Source organism: Streptomyces sp. NRRL WC-3605, assembly GCF_001509795.1.
In the GTDB taxonomy this organism is placed as follows: Bacteria; Actinomycetota; Actinomycetes; order Streptomycetales; family Streptomycetaceae; genus Streptomyces; species Streptomyces viridochromogenes.
Genome location: NZ_LLZN01000113.1, coordinates 100491 through 117293 on the forward strand (window position 1 = coordinate 100491; position 16803 = coordinate 117293).

Consider the following 16803-nt stretch of genomic DNA (forward strand, 5'->3'; position numbering starts at 1 on the left):
TGGCAGGCTGCCCTTCCATGGGGGTTTCGCACAGGATCCGGGGCCGTGCGGCACGAGGGGTCGCCGTGACGGCGCTCGCCGCGTTGGGAGCCGGCGGCATGGCCGCCTGCGATCCGGGCGGCCTGAGCGCCGCGTCCGTGGCGTTCACGACCGACCAGACCGTCACCAAGGAGCTGGAGCGGCAGAAGGCCGACGTGCAGTGGCTGAACTGCACCGGCTCCTACGACGGCCGTGGCGGCGGAAGTTCGCCGAGCGCCGGTGAGCGGACGGTCGTCAAGGTCGACTGCGAGGGCGAGACCTCCGACGGCAAGGACATCACCGTCACCGGCCGCATCACCCGGGCCGTCAGCGGCTCCTGCGTGCGCGGCGACCTCGTGGCGAAGGTCGGCGGCAAGGAGTGGTTCCACGTCAACGGGCTCGGCAAGTGCGACACCGCCCCGTCCCCGGTGGGGCCCGGCGACGGCGGGCAGCCCGGTCCGACCGTCACCGTGACCGTCACGAAGACCGTCTACTGCCAACAGCGCCCGAACTGCTGGCCGGAGGGCAAGTGAGCGGTCGGCCACCGGACGTGGGGATCTGCCCCGAAGCCCTGTCCGCGGCCGCCCCCTCTTGCCTAGGGTGATCGCGTGACACAGCCCGCGCCCTCCGTTCCGCCCCCGCCCGCCTATCTGCGCTACCCACATCTGCACGGCGACCTCGTCGCGTTCACGGCGGAGGACGACGTCTGGCTCGCCCCGCTCGACGGCGGCCGCGCCTGGCGGGTCAGCGCCGACAACGTCCCCGTCACCTCGCCGCGCATCTCGCCCGACGGCACGACCGTCGCCTGGACGTCCACCCGCGACGGCGCGCCCGAGGTGCACATGGCGCCGGTCGACGGCGGCCCCTCAACCCGCCTCACCCACTGGGGCAGCCCGCGCACCCGGGTGCGCGGCTGGACCCCCGACGGCCGGGTCCTCGCCATCAGTACCTGGGGCCAGGGCAGCAGCCGCCGCACCTGGGCGCACGCCGTCCCGCTCGACGGCGGACCCGCCACCACCCTGCCGTACGGGCCCGTCGGCGACGTCGTGCACGGGCCGCACCCGGTGCTCGCCTCCGCGCCGATGGGGCTGGAGGCCGCCCGCTGGAAGCGCTACCGGGGCGGCACGGCGGGCAAGCTGTGGATCGACCGTGAGGGCGACGGCGAATTCGTCCGGCTGCACGAGGACCTCGACGGGAACCTGGAGTGTCCGCTGTGGGCGGGCGACCGGGTCGCGTTCCTCTCCGATCACGAGGGCGTCGGCGCCGTGTACTCCTCCCTCGCCGACGGCTCCGACCTGCGGCGTCACACGCCGGGCGGGGAAGGCTTCTACGCCCGGCACGCCTCGGGGGACGGCACCCGGGTCGTCTACGCGAGCGCCGGTGAGCTGTGGCTGCTGGACGACCTGGACACGGCCGAGCCGCGGCGCCTCGACGTCCGGCTCGGCGGACAGCGCACCGACCGCCGGCCGTACGTCCTGAACGCGGCCCGCTGGTTCGGCTCCGCGTCCCCCGGCCACACCGCGCGCGGCAGCGCGGTCGCCGTCCGCGGCAGCGTCCACTGGGTCACCCACCGCGCCGGCCCCGCCCGCGCGCTCGCCGCCGAGCCCGGCGTCCGGGCCCGGCTGCCGCGCACCTTCCGCACGGACGGCGAGGAGTGGGTGGTGTGGGTGACGGACGCGGAGGGCGAGGACGCCCTCGAGTTCGCCCCCGCGACCGGTCTCGCGCCCGGCGCCACCCCGCGCCGGCTCGCCGCGGGACGGCTCGGGCGGGTGCTGGAACTGGCCGTGGCCCCCGACGGCAGCCGGGCCGCGGTCGCCGCGCACGACGGACGGCTCCTGTTCGTCGAGCGGGAGAGCGGCGAGGTGCGCGAGGTGGACCGCAGCGCCGACGGTCCCGTCTCGGGGCTGGTGTTCTCGCCCGACTCGGCCTGGCTGGCCTGGGCGCACCCCGGCCCCGACCCGCTGTCCCAGCTGAAACTGGCCAACACCACGGACCTGTCGGTGTCCGAGGCGACCCCGCTGCGGTTCCGGGACTACGCGCCCGCGTTCACGCACGACGGCAAGCACCTGGCGTTCCTGTCCACCCGGGCCTTCGACCCGGTCTACGACGAGCACGTCTTCGACCTCGCGTTCGTCGTGGGCTCCCGGCCGCATCTGATCACCCTCGCCGCGACCACGCCGTCCCCGTTCGGCCCGCAGCGGCACGGCCGGTCCTTCGACGCCCCGGACAAGGACGAGACCCCCGACAGCGAGGGCACCCCGGCCACCCGGATCGACCTCGAAGGGCTCGCCGACCGGATCGTGCCGTTCCCGGTCGAGGCCGGCCGCTACTCGGACCTGCGGGCCGCCAAGGACGGGGTGCTGTGGCTGCGGCACCCGGTGCGCGGCGCGCTCGGGGCGGCCCGGGCCAGCCTCGACGACCCCGAGCCGAAGACCGAGCTGGAGCGCTACGACCTCGTGCAGCGGCGCGTGGAGCATCTCGCCGACGACGCCGACCACTTCGAGGTCAGCGGCGACGGCAGACGGGTGCTGCTGTGGACGGACGGGCGGCTCAAGGTCGTCCCGAGCGACCGCCGCGCCTCCGGCGACGAGGACGGCGACTCCAACGTCACCGTGGACCTCGGCCGGGTGCGGCAGCGTGTCGACCCGTCGGCGGAGTGGCGGCAGATGTTCGAGGAGACCGGCCGCATCATGCGCGACCACTTCTGGCGGGCCGACATGAACGGCGTGGACTGGGCGGGCGTCCTCGACCGCTACCGGCCGCTGCTGGACCGGGTGGCCACCCACGACGACCTGGTCGACCTGCTGTGGGAGGTCCAGGGCGAACTGGGCACCTCGCACGCGTACGTCGGCGGGCACGGGCACGGCGGCGGGCCCCGGCAGGGCCTGCTCGGCGCGGACGTCTCCCGTCACGAGGACGGCAGTTGGCGCATCGACCGGATCCTGCCGTCGGAGACCTCCGACCCGGAGGCCCGGGCGCCGCTGGCCGCACCGGGCGTCGCGGTGCGCCCCGGCGACGCGATCGCCGCGGTGGCGGGGGTGCCGGTGGACCCTGTGACGGGGCCCGGCCCGCTGCTCGTCGGCACCGCGGGCAAGCCCGTGGAGCTGACGATCTCCCCGGCCGGCGGCGGGGAGGTCCGGCACACCGTCGTCGTTCCGGTCGCCGACGAGCAGCCGCTGCGCTACCACGCGTGGGTCGCGGACCGGCGGGCGTACGTCCACGAGCGGTCCGGCGGCCGGCTGGGCTATCTGCACGTGCCGGACATGCAGGCGCCCGGCTGGGCCCAGATCCACCGCGACCTGCGGGTCGAGGTGGCCCGCGAGGGCCTGGTCGTGGACGTGCGGGAGAACGGCGGCGGGCACACCTCGCAGCTGGTCGTGGAGAAGCTCGCCCGGCGCATCGTCGGCTGGGAACTCCCGCGCGGCATGCGGCCGAACAGCTATCCCATGGACGCGCCGCGCGGTCCCGTGGTGGCCGTGGCGAACGAGTTCTCCGGCTCCGACGGCGACATCGTCAACGCGGCGATCAAGGCGCTGGGCCTCGGGCCGGTCGTCGGCACCCGCACCTGGGGCGGGGTCATCGGCATCGACAGCCGCTACCACCTCGTCGACGGCACCCTCGTCACCCAGCCCAAGTACGCCATCTGGCTGGAGGGGTACGGCTGGGACGTGGAGAACCACGGGGTCGACCCGGACGTGGAGGTCGTCCAGCGCCCGCAGGACTGGGCGGCGGGCCGGGACGCCCAGCTGGACGAGGCGATCCGGATCGCGCTGGAGGCACTGGAGACCACACCCGCGAAGACCCCGCCGGCACTGCCCGGGCGCTGAGGGACCGCCGCGCGATCACCCTCCGCGCGGCGGCACCCGGCGGCGATACGATGCCCCGGTCACACCATCGCCGTCCAACGCCCGGAGGGACCATGGCTGGGGAGCCGCAGGACGACTGCCTGTTCTGCAAGATCGTCGCGGGGCATGTGCCGGCGACGATCGTGCGGGAGACCGAGACGACCGTCGCCTTTCGCGACATCAATCCGCAGGCGCCCACCCACGTCCTGATCATCCCCAGGGCCCACCACAAGGACGCCGCCGCGCTCGCCGTCGCCGACCCGGCGCTCGCCGCCGACCTCCTGCGCGAGGCCCAGGCCGTCGCCGACGAGGAGAAGCTGGACAGCTACCGCGTCGTGTTCAACACCGGTGCGGGCGCCGGCCAGACGGTCTTCCACACGCACGCGCACGTCCTCGGCGGCCGCGGTCTCGAGTGGCCCCCCGGATAGACGGCCGTGTCCGTACGTGAACTGGTCGTCCTCGGGACGGCGAGCCAGGTCCCGACCCGGCACCGCAACCACAACGGCTATGTGCTGCGCTGGGACGGCGAGGGCATCCTGTTCGACCCCGGCGAGGGCACCCAGCGGCAGATGCTGCGGGCCGGGGTCGCCGCCCACGACCTGAACCGCATCTGTGTCACCCACTTCCACGGCGACCACTCGCTGGGACTGGCCGGGGTGATCCAGCGGATCAACCTGGACCGGGTGCCGCACCCCGTCGCCGCCCACTACCCGCGCTCCGGGCAGCGCTTCTTCGACCGGCTGCGGTACGCCACCGCCTACCGGGAGACCGCCGAGATCGTCCCGGCCCCGGTCGACGCCGACGGGGTCGTCGCCGACACCGGCGCGTACACGCTGCACGCCGCCCGGCTGTCGCACCCCGTCGAGTCGTACGGCTACCGCCTGGTCGAGCCGGACGGCCGCCGGATGGTGCCCGAGCGGCTCGCCGCGCACGGCATCAAGGGACCGGACGTCGGCCGGCTCCAGCGCGACGGCGTGCTCGGCGGGGTCACGCTGGACGACGTCAGCGAGGTCCGGCGCGGGCAGCGGTTCGCGTTCGTCATGGACACCCGGCTGTGCGACGGGGTGTACGCCCTCGCCGACGGCTGCGACATGCTCGTCATCGAGTCCACGTTCCTGGACGAGGACACCGCCCTCGCCGAGGAGCACGGGCACCTGACCGCCGGTCAGGCCGCCCGGGTGGCGCGGGACGCCGGGGTGGGACACCTGGTGCTCACCCACTTCAGCCAGCGCTACACCGACCCCGGCGAGTTCGAGCGGCAGGCGCGCGCCGCCGGTTTCGACGGCGACCTGACCGTGGCGCACGACCTGCTGCGTGTGCCCTTGCCCAAGCGTCGCCCCTAGCTGGCGGGGGCCAGGCGCTCCGGCGCGGCCGGGACGGCCTCGGCGGTGTCCAGCGGGACGGCGACGACCTCGACGTCCGCGGTCCCGGCAGTCTCCGGGACACGGCGGCCCAGCGCCACCAGGGTCAGCGGTACGGCGACCAGCAGCAGCCCCACCGCGAGGACGACACCCATCACGGGGAAGCCCGCCCCGGCCGACAGCACGCTCCCGGTGAGCGGGCCCGCGGCCGTGCCCAGCGAGGACGCCGAGCCGACGAGCACCGCCCAGCGGCCCCGGCCGTCGAGGGAGGCGGCCAGTCCGATGACGTACGACAGCACGACCGGGTAGACGGCGTTCCAGGCGATCTCGCCGGTCGCGAACGTCGTCAGGTCCGTCGCGGACGCGCTCAGCGCGATGCAGACGGCGATGAGGGCGGTGCCGCCGCCGACGGGCAGCGCGCGGCCGAGCCGGGGCCCGAGCGCACCCGCCCCGGTCACCCCGAGCAGTCCGGCGCCGAGCGCCACGGCGAACACCGCGCCCACGGCGGCCTCCGTCAAGTGGGCCTGGTCCAGGCCGATCCGGCCGCTGACGCCCCACAGGGAGTTCTGCGCGAGGGACCACAGGAGCATGCAGCCGGCGAGGACGAGCCCGTGCCGCCGGTGGGGGAGCGGTCCCAGGGGCCGCACGGCGGCCGACATCTGCGGCACCTCGGCGGCGGGGAGCCGGCCGGTGAGAGGCCACACCGCGAGCGCGGTCAGGGCGATCGCCGCCAGCGGCCGGTCGTGGCCGGGGCCGAGGTGCGGGACCGTCAGATAGAGGGCGCCCGCGAGGGCGGAGACACCGAGCAGGCCCGCCGTGGTGACCCGGTGCGGATCGGTGCTCCAGGTCCCGCGTCCCGTCCGGGCCGGGCCGGCCCCGAGAGCGGCGATCCGGGTGGCGGCGACCGCGGTGACCGTGCCGGAGCCGAGGCCGCCGGCCATGACGCCGAGGACGACGGCCGGTACGGCGTGCGCGAGCGCGGCCCCGCCGTAGCCGAGCAGCATCAGGGCAAGCCCGGCGCGGGCGAGCCGGCGGGCGCCCAGGCGCTCGACGCGGGAGGCAAGCAGGAAGCCGGCCGCCGCCGAACTCAGCAGCAGGGCACTGCCGATGGCGCCGGCCTGGGTCGGCGTGAGCGGAAGACCCGCGTCGAGTCGGCCGACGACGGTCGGCAGCAGATACGGGGCGAGGTACCCGGCCGTGAAGAGGGCGACGAGAGGCCAGGGGGTGGTGCGAGGGGCGAGCACGGGCGTTCCCAGGGCATGCGAAAGGAGAGGCACAGAAGGGGGAGGGGCGCAGGCCGTCGACGGACAGGAACGCGCGGGCAATTTGTATCAAGCACGGGGTCGCGCGAAGAAGGGCGGCCGGTGTGATCTGAGGCACGTTCTGTTTGGCGGGGGAGAAGCGGGGTAACAGCGGTGCCTCACTCGGCCCCGCCGGTGCCTCTCACCTGCGCCAGTGCACCGATCCGCCCGCCCCGCCGGGGGCCGTCGCCTCGATCTTGGTCCGGATCTCCCGCATCACCGCGACGATCCGCTCCTCGTGCCGGGGCGACCAGCGGGCCACCGGCACCGAGCAGCTGATCGCGTCCTGCGCGGGGGTGTCGTAGCGCAGGGCGAAACCGAGGCCGATGATGCCGGGGACGCTCTCCTCGCGGTCGAGCGACCAACCGCGTGCGCGCACCTCGGCGAGGTCGGCGGCCAGGGACGCGCGGGTGGTGTGGGTGCGGGGCGTGAGCGCGGGATACGGGCCCTCGGGCAGGGCGGAGTCGGGGCGTTCGGCGAGCAGCGCCTTGCCCAGGGCGCCCGCGTGCGCCGGGAGGCGCCGGCCGACCCGGCTGAGGGTCCGCAGGTACGCGTGCGACTCGCGGGTGGCCAGATAGGCGACGTCCCGGCCGTCCAGGCGCGCCAGGTGGACCGTCTCGCCGAGCGCCTGCGACGCCTCGTCGAGGTAGGGCCGGACGAGGCGGACGCGCGGGTCGGAGTCGAGGTAGCCCGTGCCGGTCAGCAGGGCGTGGATGCCGATGCCGTAGAGCGAGCCGGTGACGTCGGTGCGCACCCAGCCCCGCGCGATCAGGGTCTGGAGCAGCGCGTACATGGAGCTGCGCGGCACGCCGAGGGTGTCGGCGAGCTCCTGGAGGCGGGCCGGGCGGTCCCCGCGCGCGGTGAGGAGTTCGAGCAGCTCGACCGTGCGCGCCGCGGACTTCACCTCGCGGACGCCGCCTGTATCCGACATGGGGCGATCGTAATCGGCGGGCCCGGCCGTTGACGGCCCGCCGTTCACTCACCTAATCTGCGTTCTCATACATGGACAGCGTTCACAAGGGGAGATGATCGGTGTGGTTCTCGGCAGGGGGACGGACACGGCCGGCGACAGGGCCACGGACACCGTCGAGCGGCTTCGGGACGGCATGGCCCGCGGCGTGCTGTCCTTCCCGCTCACCAGCTTCCACGCCGACGGATCGCTCGACGAGGACGGCTTCCGCGCGCACCTGGCCGTCCAGCTGGCGTCCGGGCCGGGCGCCGTCTTCCCGGCCTGCGGCACCGGCGAGTTCTTCTCCCTGGACGAGGACGAGTACCGGGCCGTCGTCACCGCCGCCGTCGAGGAGACGGCCGGCCGCGTGCCCGTCGTCGCCGGCGTCGGCTACGGCTGGGCGCAGGCCGCCCGGTTCGCCCGGGTCGCCGAGGAGGCCGGCGCCGACGCCCTCCTCGTGCTGCCCCACTACCTCGTCGCCGCCCCGCAGGACGGCCTCGTCGCCCAGCTGGAGGCGCTCGCCGCACGGACCCGGCTGCCGCTCATCGCCTACCAGCGCGGACCGGTCGCCTACACCCCCGCCGCGCTGCGGCGCATCGCCCGCGTCCCCGGGGTCGTCGGCCTCAAGGACGGCCACAGCGATCTCGAACGCCTCCAGCGCCTCACCCTCGCCGCCCCGGAGGGCTTCCTGTTCTTCAACGGCGCCTCCACCGCCGAACTCCAGGCCCGGGCCTACGCCACCGTCGGCGTGCCCGCCTACTCCTCCGCCGTCCACGCCTTCGCCCCCGAGATCGCGAACGCCTTCTTCGCCGCGCTCCGGGACGGCGACGACGGCACCACCACCGTCCTGCTGCGCGACTTCTACGTCCCGCTCGCCGAGATCCGCGACCGCGTGCCCGGCTACGCCGTGTCCCTGGTCAAGGCCGCCGCCCGGCTGCGCGGGCGCCCCGTCGGCCCGGTGCGCGCCCCGCTGACCGACCCGTCCCCCGGCGACCTGGCCGATCTGCGCGCCCTCCTCACCACCGGACTCGCCCTCGTGGGCGCGGCCCCGTGACCTGACGGTCGCGCCGGACGGGGAACACGTGGCGTTGTCCGTGGCGTGGTGCACACTGGCCAGATCAGGACCACGCCAGGGAGCGCACCGTGACCACGCCCTCCGTGCCCACCGGAGTGGGAGCCCCGCCGCAGGGGCCGCCGCCCCCGACCAAGGGGCCGTACCGGCGTGCCCAGGTCGACCCCCTCGGGGGCCTGCGGACGCCCGCCGACCCGCCCTGGGACGTGTATCTGACCGGCACGGTCTTCCTCGACATCATCTTCACCGGCCTCGACTCGGCCCCGGTCCGCGGCACCGAGTCCTGGGCGCGCGGCATGGGCTCCAGCCCCGGCGGCGTGGCCAACATGGCGACCGCGCTCGCCCGCCTCGGCTTGAAAACGTCCCTCGCGGCGGCCTTCGGCGACGACCACTACGGCGACTACTGCTGGGACGCGCTGGAGCAGGGCGAGGGCATCGACCTCTCGCCCTCGCGGACGGTCCCCGGCTGGCATTCGCCGGTCACCGTCTCCATGGCGTACGAGGGGGAGCGCACCATGGTCTCCCACGGGCACGAACCGCCCCCGGAGGAGCCCGCGCCGGACTGCCCGCCCCACGCCCGCGCCGCCGTCGCCTCCCTGGTCCCCGGCACCCGGGCCCCGTGGATCGCGCAGGCCGCGAGCAAGGGCACCCGGGTCTTCGCCGACGTCGGCTGGGACGACACCGGCGCCTGGGACCTGGCCGGGCTCGCCGACCTGGAGCACTGCGAGGCGTTCCTGCCCAACGCCGAGGAGGCCATGCGGTACACCCGCACGAGGTCGCCGCAGGAGGCCGCCCACGCCCTCACGGAGCACGTGCCGGTCGCCGTGGTCACCCTCGGCGCGGAGGGCGCGTACGCGGTCGACGGGCGGACCGGCGAGACGGCCGTGGTGCCCGCGATCGCGGTCGAGGCCCTGGACCCCACCGGCGCGGGTGACGTCTTCGTGGCCGGGTTCGTCACCGGCAGCCTCGCGGGCTGGCCGCTCGCCGACCGCCTCGCCTTCGCCGGGCTGACCGCCGCCCTCTCCGTCCAGGAGTTCGGCGGCTCCCTGTCGGCGCCCGGCTGGGCGGAGATCGGCGCCTGGTGGCGCCAGGTGCGGTCCCTGGAGAGCCAGGACCGCGAGGCCCTGCGCCGGTACGCCTTCCTCGCGGACCTGGTCCCGCGGGAGGCGGGCCGGCCGTGGCCCCTGCGCCGGGCGGTCCCGACGATCGGCTTCCGCCGCTCGGCCTGACGGAGCCGCCCGGCCTGAACGGGGTCAGCTCGCGATGACCGGCGTCAGCCCGCCATCACCGGCGTGAGCAGCACGAAGTCCGCGCCCGCCGGGTCCAGGCAGACCGCGAGCCGGCCCACGCCCTCGGCGTCCACCGGGCCCATCTGCACGCCGCCGCCGTTCCCCGTGACCTGCGCGACGGCCGCGTCGCAGTCCTCGACGCCGAACACCGGATGCCAGTACGGGCGGCCGTCCGCGAGCGCGAGGTTCTCCTTCGGGAGTTCCATCACGCCGCCCTGCATCCGCTCCTCGGGCAGCCCCGCGGGCGTGATCAGGCTGTACGAGCCCCCGTCGCCCGGCAGTTCCATGGCGCTGTACCGCCAGCCGAAGAGCCCGCCGTAGAACTCCTTGGAGGCGGCGGCGTCACTCGTGTACAGCTCGGTCCACGCCAGGGCGCCCGGCGCGTCCGCCAGCTCGAAGCCCGCATTGCTCCCCGGCTGCCAGACCGCGAACTGCCCGCCCAGCGGATCGCTGAACTGGGCCATGCGACCCCAGTCGCCGAGGTCGGTCGGCGCCACGCGCACCGAGCCGCCTGCCTGCTCGACCGCCCGTGTCGCCGCGTCGGCGTCCTCGACGGCGAAGTAGAGCATCCAGGCCGGCCGCGCCCCCTCCTCGGTGAGCGGACCCAGCCCGGCGACGGCCCGGCCGTCCTTCCGGAACATCCCGCCGTCCAGGTCCCCGGCCTCGCCCATGGGTTCGTGGTCCCAGCCGAGCACCGCGCCGTAGAAGGACGCGGCCGCCCGCACGTCGGGGGCGCCGAGGTCGAGCCAGCAGGGGGAGCCGGGTGCCGAGTCGGTGGTGATCATGACGACCCCTTTCGCGGGTTCTCGGCACCAGCCTGACATCCCGCACCGGCCCGCGCCCGCCGCGAGGGACGCCCGCGCGCCGGTGGCCTCAGCCGGCCTGGACCGTCGTGCGGACGGTGCCGTCCGGGCCCGCCACCAGGACCGGGGTCCCGGATCCGCCCAGGTCGCGCACCGCCGCGAGGTCCTCGGCGCGGGCGCCGGCGTCCTCGGTCACGACCGCCGCCGCCTCCAGCGACGTCGCGCCCGACGCCACCGCCATCGCCACCGCCGTGCGCAGCGCGCTCAGCTCCAGGGACTCCAGGGCGACGGTCCCCGCGACATACGTCCGGCCGGTCTCGTCGCGTACGGCCGCCCCCTCGGGCACGCCGTTGCGGGCCCGCGCGGAACGGGCCAGGGTGACGATCTTGCGGTCCTCGGGGTCGAGCGCGCTGCTGTCGGTCATGTCCCCGAGCATACGGAGCACCGCCGGACCTACCCGGCCACGGGGTACATCGCCCCGCGCCGCGCCTCCGGCGAGGCCAGCCACTGGAGCTTCGCCGCCGTCGCCTCGTCCAGCGGGGTGTGCAGCACGATCGACAGATCCGGGCGCACCGGCATCTGCATCACGCTCGACTCCATGGTCAGCACCCCGACCAGCGGGTGGTCCAGCTCCTTGCGGATCTGCCCCGCGTCCTCGATGTCCCTGCGCTCCCACAGCTCGGCGAACTCCGGGCTGGACGCCCGCGCCTCGGCCAGCACCTCCTGGAACCCCTCGTCGTCCGGGTTGGCCATGCACAGGGCGCGGAACTGGGCGACGACCGAGGAGGCGTTCTCCGCCCAACTCCGGGACCGGGTCCGGTACATGGGGTCGGTGAAGAAGTCGATCAGGCAGTTCCACCGCAGGCCCGGCCGCATGCCGAGCACGGTCGAGGCCGCCTCGTTGTACATCACGCCGTTGTAGTAACGGTCCATGATGTGCGCCGGGTTCGGCATCCACGTGTCGATCAGCCGCTGCAGCCCGTCGCACATCTCCCGCTTGTCCGGGGCGACTTCGGCCGCCGGCGGGTTGAGCCCGGCCAGCACGTACAGATGCCGGCGCTCGGCGTTGCTCAGCCGCAGCACCCGCGCCACCGAGTCCAGCACCTGCGGGGAGACCGAGATGTCCCGGCCCTGCTCCAGCCACTGGTACCAGGAGGCGCCCACACCCGCGAGCACGGCGACCTCCTCGCGCCGCAGCCCCGGTGTGCGGCGCCGCGCACCGCCGTCCGGCAGCCCGGCCTCGCCCGGGGAGACCCGGGCCCTCCTGCTCATCAGGAACTCACGCAGCTCGCGCCGCCGATGACTCTTCAGCGTGCCCCCGGACACGGCCGATCCCCCCTGTCGCGTCGGCTGGTGGTGCCACCACCAGGACAACTTGCCGCTCCCCACGACTATTCCGCCAGCGGGAGGCTCCTGTCCATGGCGATCGACACCGACCTCACCCCCCTCTCGTCCCCACCGCTCGGCACCCCCCGGATGTCGCGGCGCGACAAGCTCGTCCTGTTCGTCCTGTGCGCCGCCCAGTTCATGGTGGCCCTCGACTTCTCCGTCCTGAACGTCGCCCTGCCCGTCCTCGGGGCCGACCTCGGCATGGACCGGTCGGCGCTCCAGTGGGCGGTCACCGCGTTCGCCCTGCCGTCCGGCGGCTTCCTGCTCCTGTTCGGCCGCATCGGCGACCTCTACGGCCGCCGCCGCCTCTTCCTCACCGGGCTCGGCCTGTTCGCCGCGGCCTCCGTGCTCGCGACCCTCGCCTGGGACCCGGCGTCCTTCCTCACCGGCCGGGCCCTGCAGGGCCTCGGCGCGGCCATGATCGTGCCGACCGGCATGTCCCTGCTGACGACGACCTTCGCCGAGGGCCCCGCCCGCGACCGGGCGCTCGGCATCTCCGGGACGCTGATGTCCCTCGGCTTCACCATCGGCGTGGTCGCCGGAGGCGTTCTCACCGACACCCTCGGCTGGCGCTCCACGATGGGCCTGCTCGCCCTGTTCGCGCTGGTCGTCCTGCCCCTCGCGCCCGGCCTGTTGCCGGAGTCCCGCACGCCCTCGCGGCCCCACCTGGACGTGCCCGGCGCGGTCACCGTCACCGGCGGCCTGCTGGCCCTGATCTACGCCCTGACGACCGCCGCCGACCACGGCTTCGCCCGCGCCGACGTCCTCGCCACACTGGTCCTGGGCGCCGCCCTGCTCACGGCGTTCGCGGTCGTGGAGTCCCGCACCACGGCACCGCTGGTCTCCCTGCCGATGCTGCGCCGCCGCACGGTGGCCTGGGGCAACCTGGGCGGTCTCGTGACCTTCTCGATGATGTCGACGGTCGTCTTCGTCCTCACCCTCTACCTGCAGGGCGTCCTGCACCTGACGGCCTGGGAGACCGGCCTGGTCTTCGGCGTCCAGGGCATCGTGTCCGTGGTCGCCGGATCGCTCACGCCGCGCTTCGTCAGCCGGCTCGGGGCACGCCGCACGCTCGTCGTCTCCCTCGCCGGACAGGGCCTCTTCACCGGCGGTCTGCTGTTCCTGGACGCGCACTCCTGGTCCGTCTGGCTCGCCACCGCGGCCGTGTCGGTGGCCAGCATGTTCCACCTGGGCGCGATCATCTCCTACGGCCTGACCGTGACCTCGGGGGTCCCCGACGAGGAACAGGGACTGGCCACCGGCCTGGTCACCTCGACCCAGCAGGTCGGCATCACCGTCGGCGTCCCGCTGCTCGGCGTCCTCGCCACCACCTCGGGCGATCTGCTCGGCGGCACCCGGACCGTCATGGCGCTGGACACCGGCATCGTGCTGGCCGCCGCCGCCCTCGTCGCCGTCGGTCTGCGCACCCGCCGGACGCGGGCCTCAGGGACGGTCGAGGCGGAGCCGCTCGGCACGCGGTAGTCCGGCCACGACCAGGTCGTACGAGTCCTCCACGAGCTCCCGGACCAGCCGGTCCGGGAGCTCGCCGTCCACCGTCACCGTGTTCCAGTGCCGCTTGTTCATGTGGTAGCCCGGGATGATCAGGCCGGGGTGATCGGCACGCAGCCGCACCGCGTCCTCCGGGTCGCACTTCAGGTTCACCGTCAGGGGCCGGGCGTCCAGGTTCGTCAGCGCGAACAGCTTGCCGGCCACCTTGAAGACGGAGGTGTCCGGGTTGAACGGGAACTCCTCCGCCACGGCGTTGAACGACAGACACAGCGCCCGCAGCTCCTGAGGTGTCATTCCCGGCCCGTCTCCTCCGCGGGGGCCGCCACCGGGCCCACCGGCTCCACGAGCACCGTCACGATCTTGTTCCGCCGGCCGGCCGCGGCCTCCGCCGTCAGCCGCAGCTCACGTCCGTCGGGCAGCTCCACCGTGGACGACGCCTCGGCGATCGGGACCCGGCCCAGCGCCTTCGCGAGCAGACCGCCGACCGTCTCCACGTCCTCGTCGTCGTACTCGTCGAGGCCGTACAGCTCGCCCAGGTCGGTGATGTCCAGGCGGGCGGTCACCCGGTAGCGGTCCTCGCCGAGCACCTCCACCGGGGGCAGCTCACGGTCGTACTCGTCGGTGATCTCGCCGACGATCTCCTCGAGGATGTCCTCGATGGTGACGATGCCGGCGGTGCCGCCGTACTCGTCGATGACGACGGCGACGTGATTGCGCTCCTTCTGCATCTCGCGCAGCAGGTCGCCGGCGTTCTTGGTGTCCGGCACGAAGACCGCCGGGCGCATCGCGGTGGAGACCAGCTCGCTCTCCGCGTCCCGCGAGATGTGCGTCTTGCGGGCCAGGTCCTTCAGGTACACGATCCCGACCACGTCGTCCTCGCTCTCCCCGACGACCGGGATCCGGGAGAACCCGGAGCGCAGGGCGAGGGTGAGGGCCTGCCGGATCGTCTTGTACCGCTCGATCACGATCAGGTCCGTGCGCGGGACCATCACCTCGCGCACCAGGGTGTCGCCGAGCTCGAAGACCGAGTGCACCATCCGGCGCTCCTCGGCCTCGATCAGCGACTCCGCCTCCGCCAGGTCGACCAGCGCGCGCAGCTCCGCCTCGGAGGCGAAGGGCCCGCGGCGGAAGCCCTTGCCGGGGGTGAGGGCGTTGCCGACGAGGATCAGCAGAGACGGGATCGGGCCCATGATCCGCGCGAGCGGCAGCAGCACGTACGCCGCCACCGTCGCCGTGTTCAGCGGGTGCTGCCGGCCGATGGTGCGCGGCGAGACGCCGACGGCCACGTACGACACGAGGACCATGACGCCGATGGCGACCAGCAGGGCCTGCGTCGTACCGGAGAACTCCTGGAGGCAGGCGTACGTGACGATGGCGGCCGCCGCCATCTCGCAGGTGACGCGGACCAGCAGCGCCACGTTCAGATAGCGGGTCGGGTCGGCGGCGACCTGGGCCAGCTTCGCGCTGCCCCGCCGGCCGCCGCGCACGGCCTCCTCGGCACGGAAGCTGGAGACGCGCGCCAGGCCCGCCTCCGCGCAGGCGGCGAGCCAGGCGACGACGACCAGGGCGATCGCGCCGGCGACGAGGGGCAGACTCATGACACGGTCGGGGCCGGCGAGGGGCCGGTCAGGCCCTTCTCCGCGCGCCAGCCGTCCACGATGGCCGCCTGCAGACCGAACATCTCGGCCTTCTCGTCGGGCTCCTCGTGGTCGTAGCCGAGCAGGTGCAGCACACCGTGGACGGTGAGCAGCTGCAGCTCCTCGTCCATGCTGTGCTGCGTGGGCGCCTCGGCGCCCTGCTTCGCGGCGACCTCCGGGCACAGCACGATGTCGCCGAGCAGCCCCTGCGGGGGCTCGTCGTCGTCCTTGGACGGCGGCCGCAGCTCGTCCATGGGGAACGACATGACATCGGTGGGCCCGGGCAGGTCCATCCACTGGATGTGGAGCTGCTCCATGGCGTCGGCGTCCACCACGATCACCGAGAGCTCGGACAGCGGGTGGATGCGCATCCGCCCCAGGGCGTAGCGGGCGATGTCGAGGATCGCCTGCTCGTCGACCTCGGTGCCGGACTCGTTGTTGACGTCGATCGACATGCTGGTGCTCGGTCTACTTCCCCTTGTGCGCGGACTTGCCCCGGCCCGGGCCCTTGTGGGTGCCGTTCTGGGTGCCGTGCGTGCTGTCGTACTTCTCGTAGGCGTCGACGATACGGCCCACCAGCTTGTGCCGGACGACATCCTGCGAGGACAGACGCGAGAAGTGCACGTCGTCGACGCCGTCCAGGATGTCCTGCACCTGCCGCAGACCGGACTTGGTGCCGTCAGGGAGGTCGACCTGGGTGACGTCACCGGTGATGACGATCTTCGAGTCGAAGCCCAGGCGGGTGAGGAACATCTTCATCTGCTCGGGGCTGGTGTTCTGCGCCTCGTCCAGGATGATGAAGGCGTCGTTCAGCGTGCGGCCGCGCATGTAGGCGAGCGGCGCGACCTCGATCGTCCCCGCCGCCATGAGCCGCGGGATCGAGTCGGGGTCGAGCATGTCGTGCAGCGCGTCGTACAGCGGGCGCAGATAGGGGTCGATCTTCTCGTAGAGCGTGCCCGGCAGGAAGCCCAGCCGCTCGCCCGCCTCGACCGCCGGCCGGGTCAGGATGATGCGGTTGACCTGCTTGGACTGCAGGGCCTGCACCGCCTTGGCCATGGCCAGATAGGTCTTGCCCGTACCGGCGGGGCCGATGCCGAAGACGATCGTGTGCTTGTCTATGGCGTCGACGTACCGCTTCTGGTTGAGCGTCTTGGGGCGGATGGTGCGGCCGCGCGAGGACAGGATGTTCTGCGTGAGCACCTCGGCCGGGGTCTCCTGGCCGTCCCCCTCGCCGTTGTCACTCGCTCTGAGCATGGCGATCGAGCGTTCCACTGCGTCCTCCGTCATCGGCTGCCCGGTGCGGAGCACCAGCATCATCTCGTCGAACAGGCGCTGGATGAGGGCGACTTCCGCGGCGTCGCCGACCGCGCTGATCTCATTGCCCCGGACATGGATGTCGGCCGCCGGGAAGGCCTTCTCGACCACGCGCAGCAGGGAGTCGCCGGACCCCAGCACGGTCACCATGGGGTGCTGGGCGGGGACGGTGAACTGTGCTCTCGCCTGCCCCTGCGCGGGTGTGTGCGATGTGGGTGTCTGAGTCATGGGCCGGCTCTGAAGGCCTTGCTCGTCCTCCTCGAAACGACTCGCCCGCCACATGGGCGGCCTGGCGTTTTCCAGGGTACGCCGGGGG

At 73.8% G+C, this 16803-nt stretch carries 16 protein-coding genes; 7 read left to right on the top strand and 9 right to left on the bottom strand.

Going from position 1 to position 16803, the window contains the following annotated elements:
- Nucleotides 1-17 precede the first annotated feature (17 nt).
- The 4 genes from ADL34_RS32940 to ADL34_RS32955 all read left to right on the top strand — a co-directional run bounded on the left by ADL34_RS32940 (nucleotide 18) and on the right by ADL34_RS32955 (nucleotide 5206).
- Complete coding sequence (locus ADL34_RS32940) at nucleotides 18-551, top strand: hypothetical protein (protein WP_062669441.1); 534 nt, start codon at nucleotides 18-20, stop codon at nucleotides 549-551.
- Between the two features lie 75 nt (nucleotides 552-626).
- A complete protein-coding gene (locus ADL34_RS32945; RefSeq protein ID WP_062669439.1) occupies nucleotides 627-3845 on the top strand; it encodes a S41 family peptidase in 3219 nt (1072 codons plus the stop codon).
- Nucleotides 3846-3937: 92 nt separating this feature from the next.
- A complete protein-coding gene (locus tag ADL34_RS32950; protein ID WP_062669437.1) occupies nucleotides 3938-4291 on the top strand; it encodes a histidine triad nucleotide-binding protein in 354 nt (117 codons plus the stop codon).
- 6 nt (nucleotides 4292-4297) lie between these two features.
- Entirely contained in the window at nucleotides 4298-5206 is a 909-nt protein-coding gene (locus tag ADL34_RS32955) for a ribonuclease Z (protein ID WP_062669435.1), read from the top strand.
- On the opposite strand, the gene ADL34_RS32960 is transcribed toward ADL34_RS32955, so the two are convergent.
- Entirely contained in the window at nucleotides 5203-6468 is a 1266-nt protein-coding gene (locus tag ADL34_RS32960; protein WP_062669433.1) for a hypothetical protein, read from the bottom strand. The two genes, ADL34_RS32955 and ADL34_RS32960, sit on opposite strands and share 4 nt — an antisense overlap.
- A gap of 199 nt (nucleotides 6469-6667) precedes the next feature.
- Nucleotides 6668-7456, bottom strand: a complete 789-nt coding sequence (locus tag ADL34_RS32965) for an IclR family transcriptional regulator (protein ID WP_062669431.1) — start codon at nucleotides 7454-7456, stop codon at nucleotides 6668-6670.
- A 94-nt stretch (nucleotides 7457-7550) separates the two neighbouring features.
- Here ADL34_RS32965 and ADL34_RS32970 point away from each other — a divergent pair, with 94 nt between their 5' ends.
- Nucleotides 7551-8528: a 5-dehydro-4-deoxyglucarate dehydratase gene (locus ADL34_RS32970; protein WP_062669429.1), complete on the top strand. Its 978-nt coding sequence runs from the start codon at nucleotides 7551-7553 to the stop codon at nucleotides 8526-8528.
- A 116-nt stretch (nucleotides 8529-8644) separates the two neighbouring features.
- Nucleotides 8645-9775, top strand: coding sequence for a carbohydrate kinase family protein (locus tag ADL34_RS32975; protein ID WP_062669489.1), 1131 nt, complete (start codon nucleotides 8645-8647; stop codon nucleotides 9773-9775).
- A 44-nt stretch (nucleotides 9776-9819) separates the two neighbouring features.
- Here the strand turns inward: ADL34_RS32975 and ADL34_RS32980 are convergent, their stop codons facing one another.
- The 3 genes from ADL34_RS32980 to ADL34_RS32990 form a co-directional block, all read right to left on the bottom strand.
- Nucleotides 9820-10620 carry a VOC family protein gene (locus tag ADL34_RS32980; RefSeq protein WP_062669427.1) on the bottom strand — a complete coding sequence of 267 codons (801 nt, stop codon included), beginning with the start codon at nucleotides 10618-10620 and terminating at the stop codon, nucleotides 9820-9822.
- Nucleotides 10621-10708: 88 nt separating this feature from the next.
- Nucleotides 10709-11062, bottom strand: a complete 354-nt coding sequence (locus tag ADL34_RS32985) for a hypothetical protein (protein ID WP_062669487.1) — start codon at nucleotides 11060-11062, stop codon at nucleotides 10709-10711.
- Nucleotides 11063-11091: 29 nt separating this feature from the next.
- Nucleotides 11092-11910 carry a helix-turn-helix transcriptional regulator gene (locus ADL34_RS32990; RefSeq protein ID WP_062669486.1) on the bottom strand — a complete coding sequence of 273 codons (819 nt, stop codon included), beginning with the start codon at nucleotides 11908-11910 and terminating at the stop codon, nucleotides 11092-11094.
- A gap of 147 nt (nucleotides 11911-12057) precedes the next feature.
- Between ADL34_RS32990 and ADL34_RS32995 the strand changes: the two genes are divergently transcribed.
- The gene (locus tag ADL34_RS32995; protein ID WP_062669425.1) at nucleotides 12058-13509 is read left to right on the top strand and encodes an MFS transporter; all 1452 of its coding nucleotides are present in this window, start codon (nucleotides 12058-12060) and stop codon (nucleotides 13507-13509) included.
- Here ADL34_RS32995 and ADL34_RS33000 read toward each other — a convergent pair.
- The 4 genes from ADL34_RS33000 to ADL34_RS33015 are packed head-to-tail and all read right to left on the bottom strand — an operon-like array spanning nucleotide 13471 to nucleotide 16715.
- Nucleotides 13471-13830, bottom strand: coding sequence for an MmcQ/YjbR family DNA-binding protein (locus ADL34_RS33000; RefSeq protein WP_062669423.1), 360 nt, complete (start codon nucleotides 13828-13830; stop codon nucleotides 13471-13473). The genes ADL34_RS32995 and ADL34_RS33000 overlap by 39 nt on opposite strands.
- Complete coding sequence (locus tag ADL34_RS33005; protein ID WP_062669421.1) at nucleotides 13827-15134, bottom strand: hemolysin family protein; 1308 nt, start codon at nucleotides 15132-15134, stop codon at nucleotides 13827-13829. The genes ADL34_RS33000 and ADL34_RS33005 overlap by 4 nt, the downstream gene beginning before the upstream one ends.
- Nucleotides 15131-15628, bottom strand: coding sequence for an rRNA maturation RNase YbeY (gene ybeY / locus ADL34_RS33010; protein WP_062669419.1), 498 nt, complete (start codon nucleotides 15626-15628; stop codon nucleotides 15131-15133). Before ybeY ends, ADL34_RS33005 begins: the two co-directional genes overlap by 4 nt.
- Nucleotides 15629-15641: 13 nt before the next feature.
- Entirely contained in the window at nucleotides 15642-16715 is a 1074-nt protein-coding gene (locus ADL34_RS33015) for a PhoH family protein (protein WP_062669417.1), read from the bottom strand.
- Between the last annotated feature and the right edge of the window lie 88 nt (nucleotides 16716-16803).

What these genes read in the sequence shown, in the direction of transcription:
- ADL34_RS33005 (WP_062669421.1), bottom strand. Translation starts at nt 15,134, where the DNA reads ATGAGTCTGCCCCTCGTCGCCGGCGCGATCGCCCTGGTCGTCGTCGCC.
- ADL34_RS32950 (WP_062669437.1), top strand. Translation starts at nt 3,938, where the DNA reads ATGGCTGGGGAGCCGCAGGACGACTGCCTGTTCTGCAAGATCGTCGCG.
- ADL34_RS32985 (WP_062669487.1), bottom strand. Translation starts at nt 11,062, where the DNA reads ATGACCGACAGCAGCGCGCTCGACCCCGAGGACCGCAAGATCGTCACC.
- ADL34_RS33000 (WP_062669423.1), bottom strand. Translation starts at nt 13,830, where the DNA reads ATGACACCTCAGGAGCTGCGGGCGCTGTGTCTGTCGTTCAACGCCGTG.
- ADL34_RS32980 (WP_062669427.1), bottom strand. Translation starts at nt 10,620, where the DNA reads ATGATCACCACCGACTCGGCACCCGGCTCCCCCTGCTGGCTCGACCTC.
- ybeY (WP_062669419.1), bottom strand. Translation starts at nt 15,628, where the DNA reads ATGTCGATCGACGTCAACAACGAGTCCGGCACCGAGGTCGACGAGCAG.
- ADL34_RS32970 (WP_062669429.1), top strand. Translation starts at nt 7,551, where the DNA reads ATGATCGGTGTGGTTCTCGGCAGGGGGACGGACACGGCCGGCGACAGG.
- ADL34_RS32965 (WP_062669431.1), bottom strand. Translation starts at nt 7,456, where the DNA reads ATGTCGGATACAGGCGGCGTCCGCGAGGTGAAGTCCGCGGCGCGCACG.
- ADL34_RS33015 (WP_062669417.1), bottom strand. Translation starts at nt 16,715, where the DNA reads ATGACTCAGACACCCACATCGCACACACCCGCGCAGGGGCAGGCGAGA.
- ADL34_RS32995 (WP_062669425.1), top strand. Translation starts at nt 12,058, where the DNA reads ATGGCGATCGACACCGACCTCACCCCCCTCTCGTCCCCACCGCTCGGC.
- ADL34_RS32940 (WP_062669441.1), top strand. Translation starts at nt 18, where the DNA reads ATGGGGGTTTCGCACAGGATCCGGGGCCGTGCGGCACGAGGGGTCGCC.
- ADL34_RS32990 (WP_062669486.1), bottom strand. Translation starts at nt 11,910, where the DNA reads ATGAGCAGGAGGGCCCGGGTCTCCCCGGGCGAGGCCGGGCTGCCGGAC.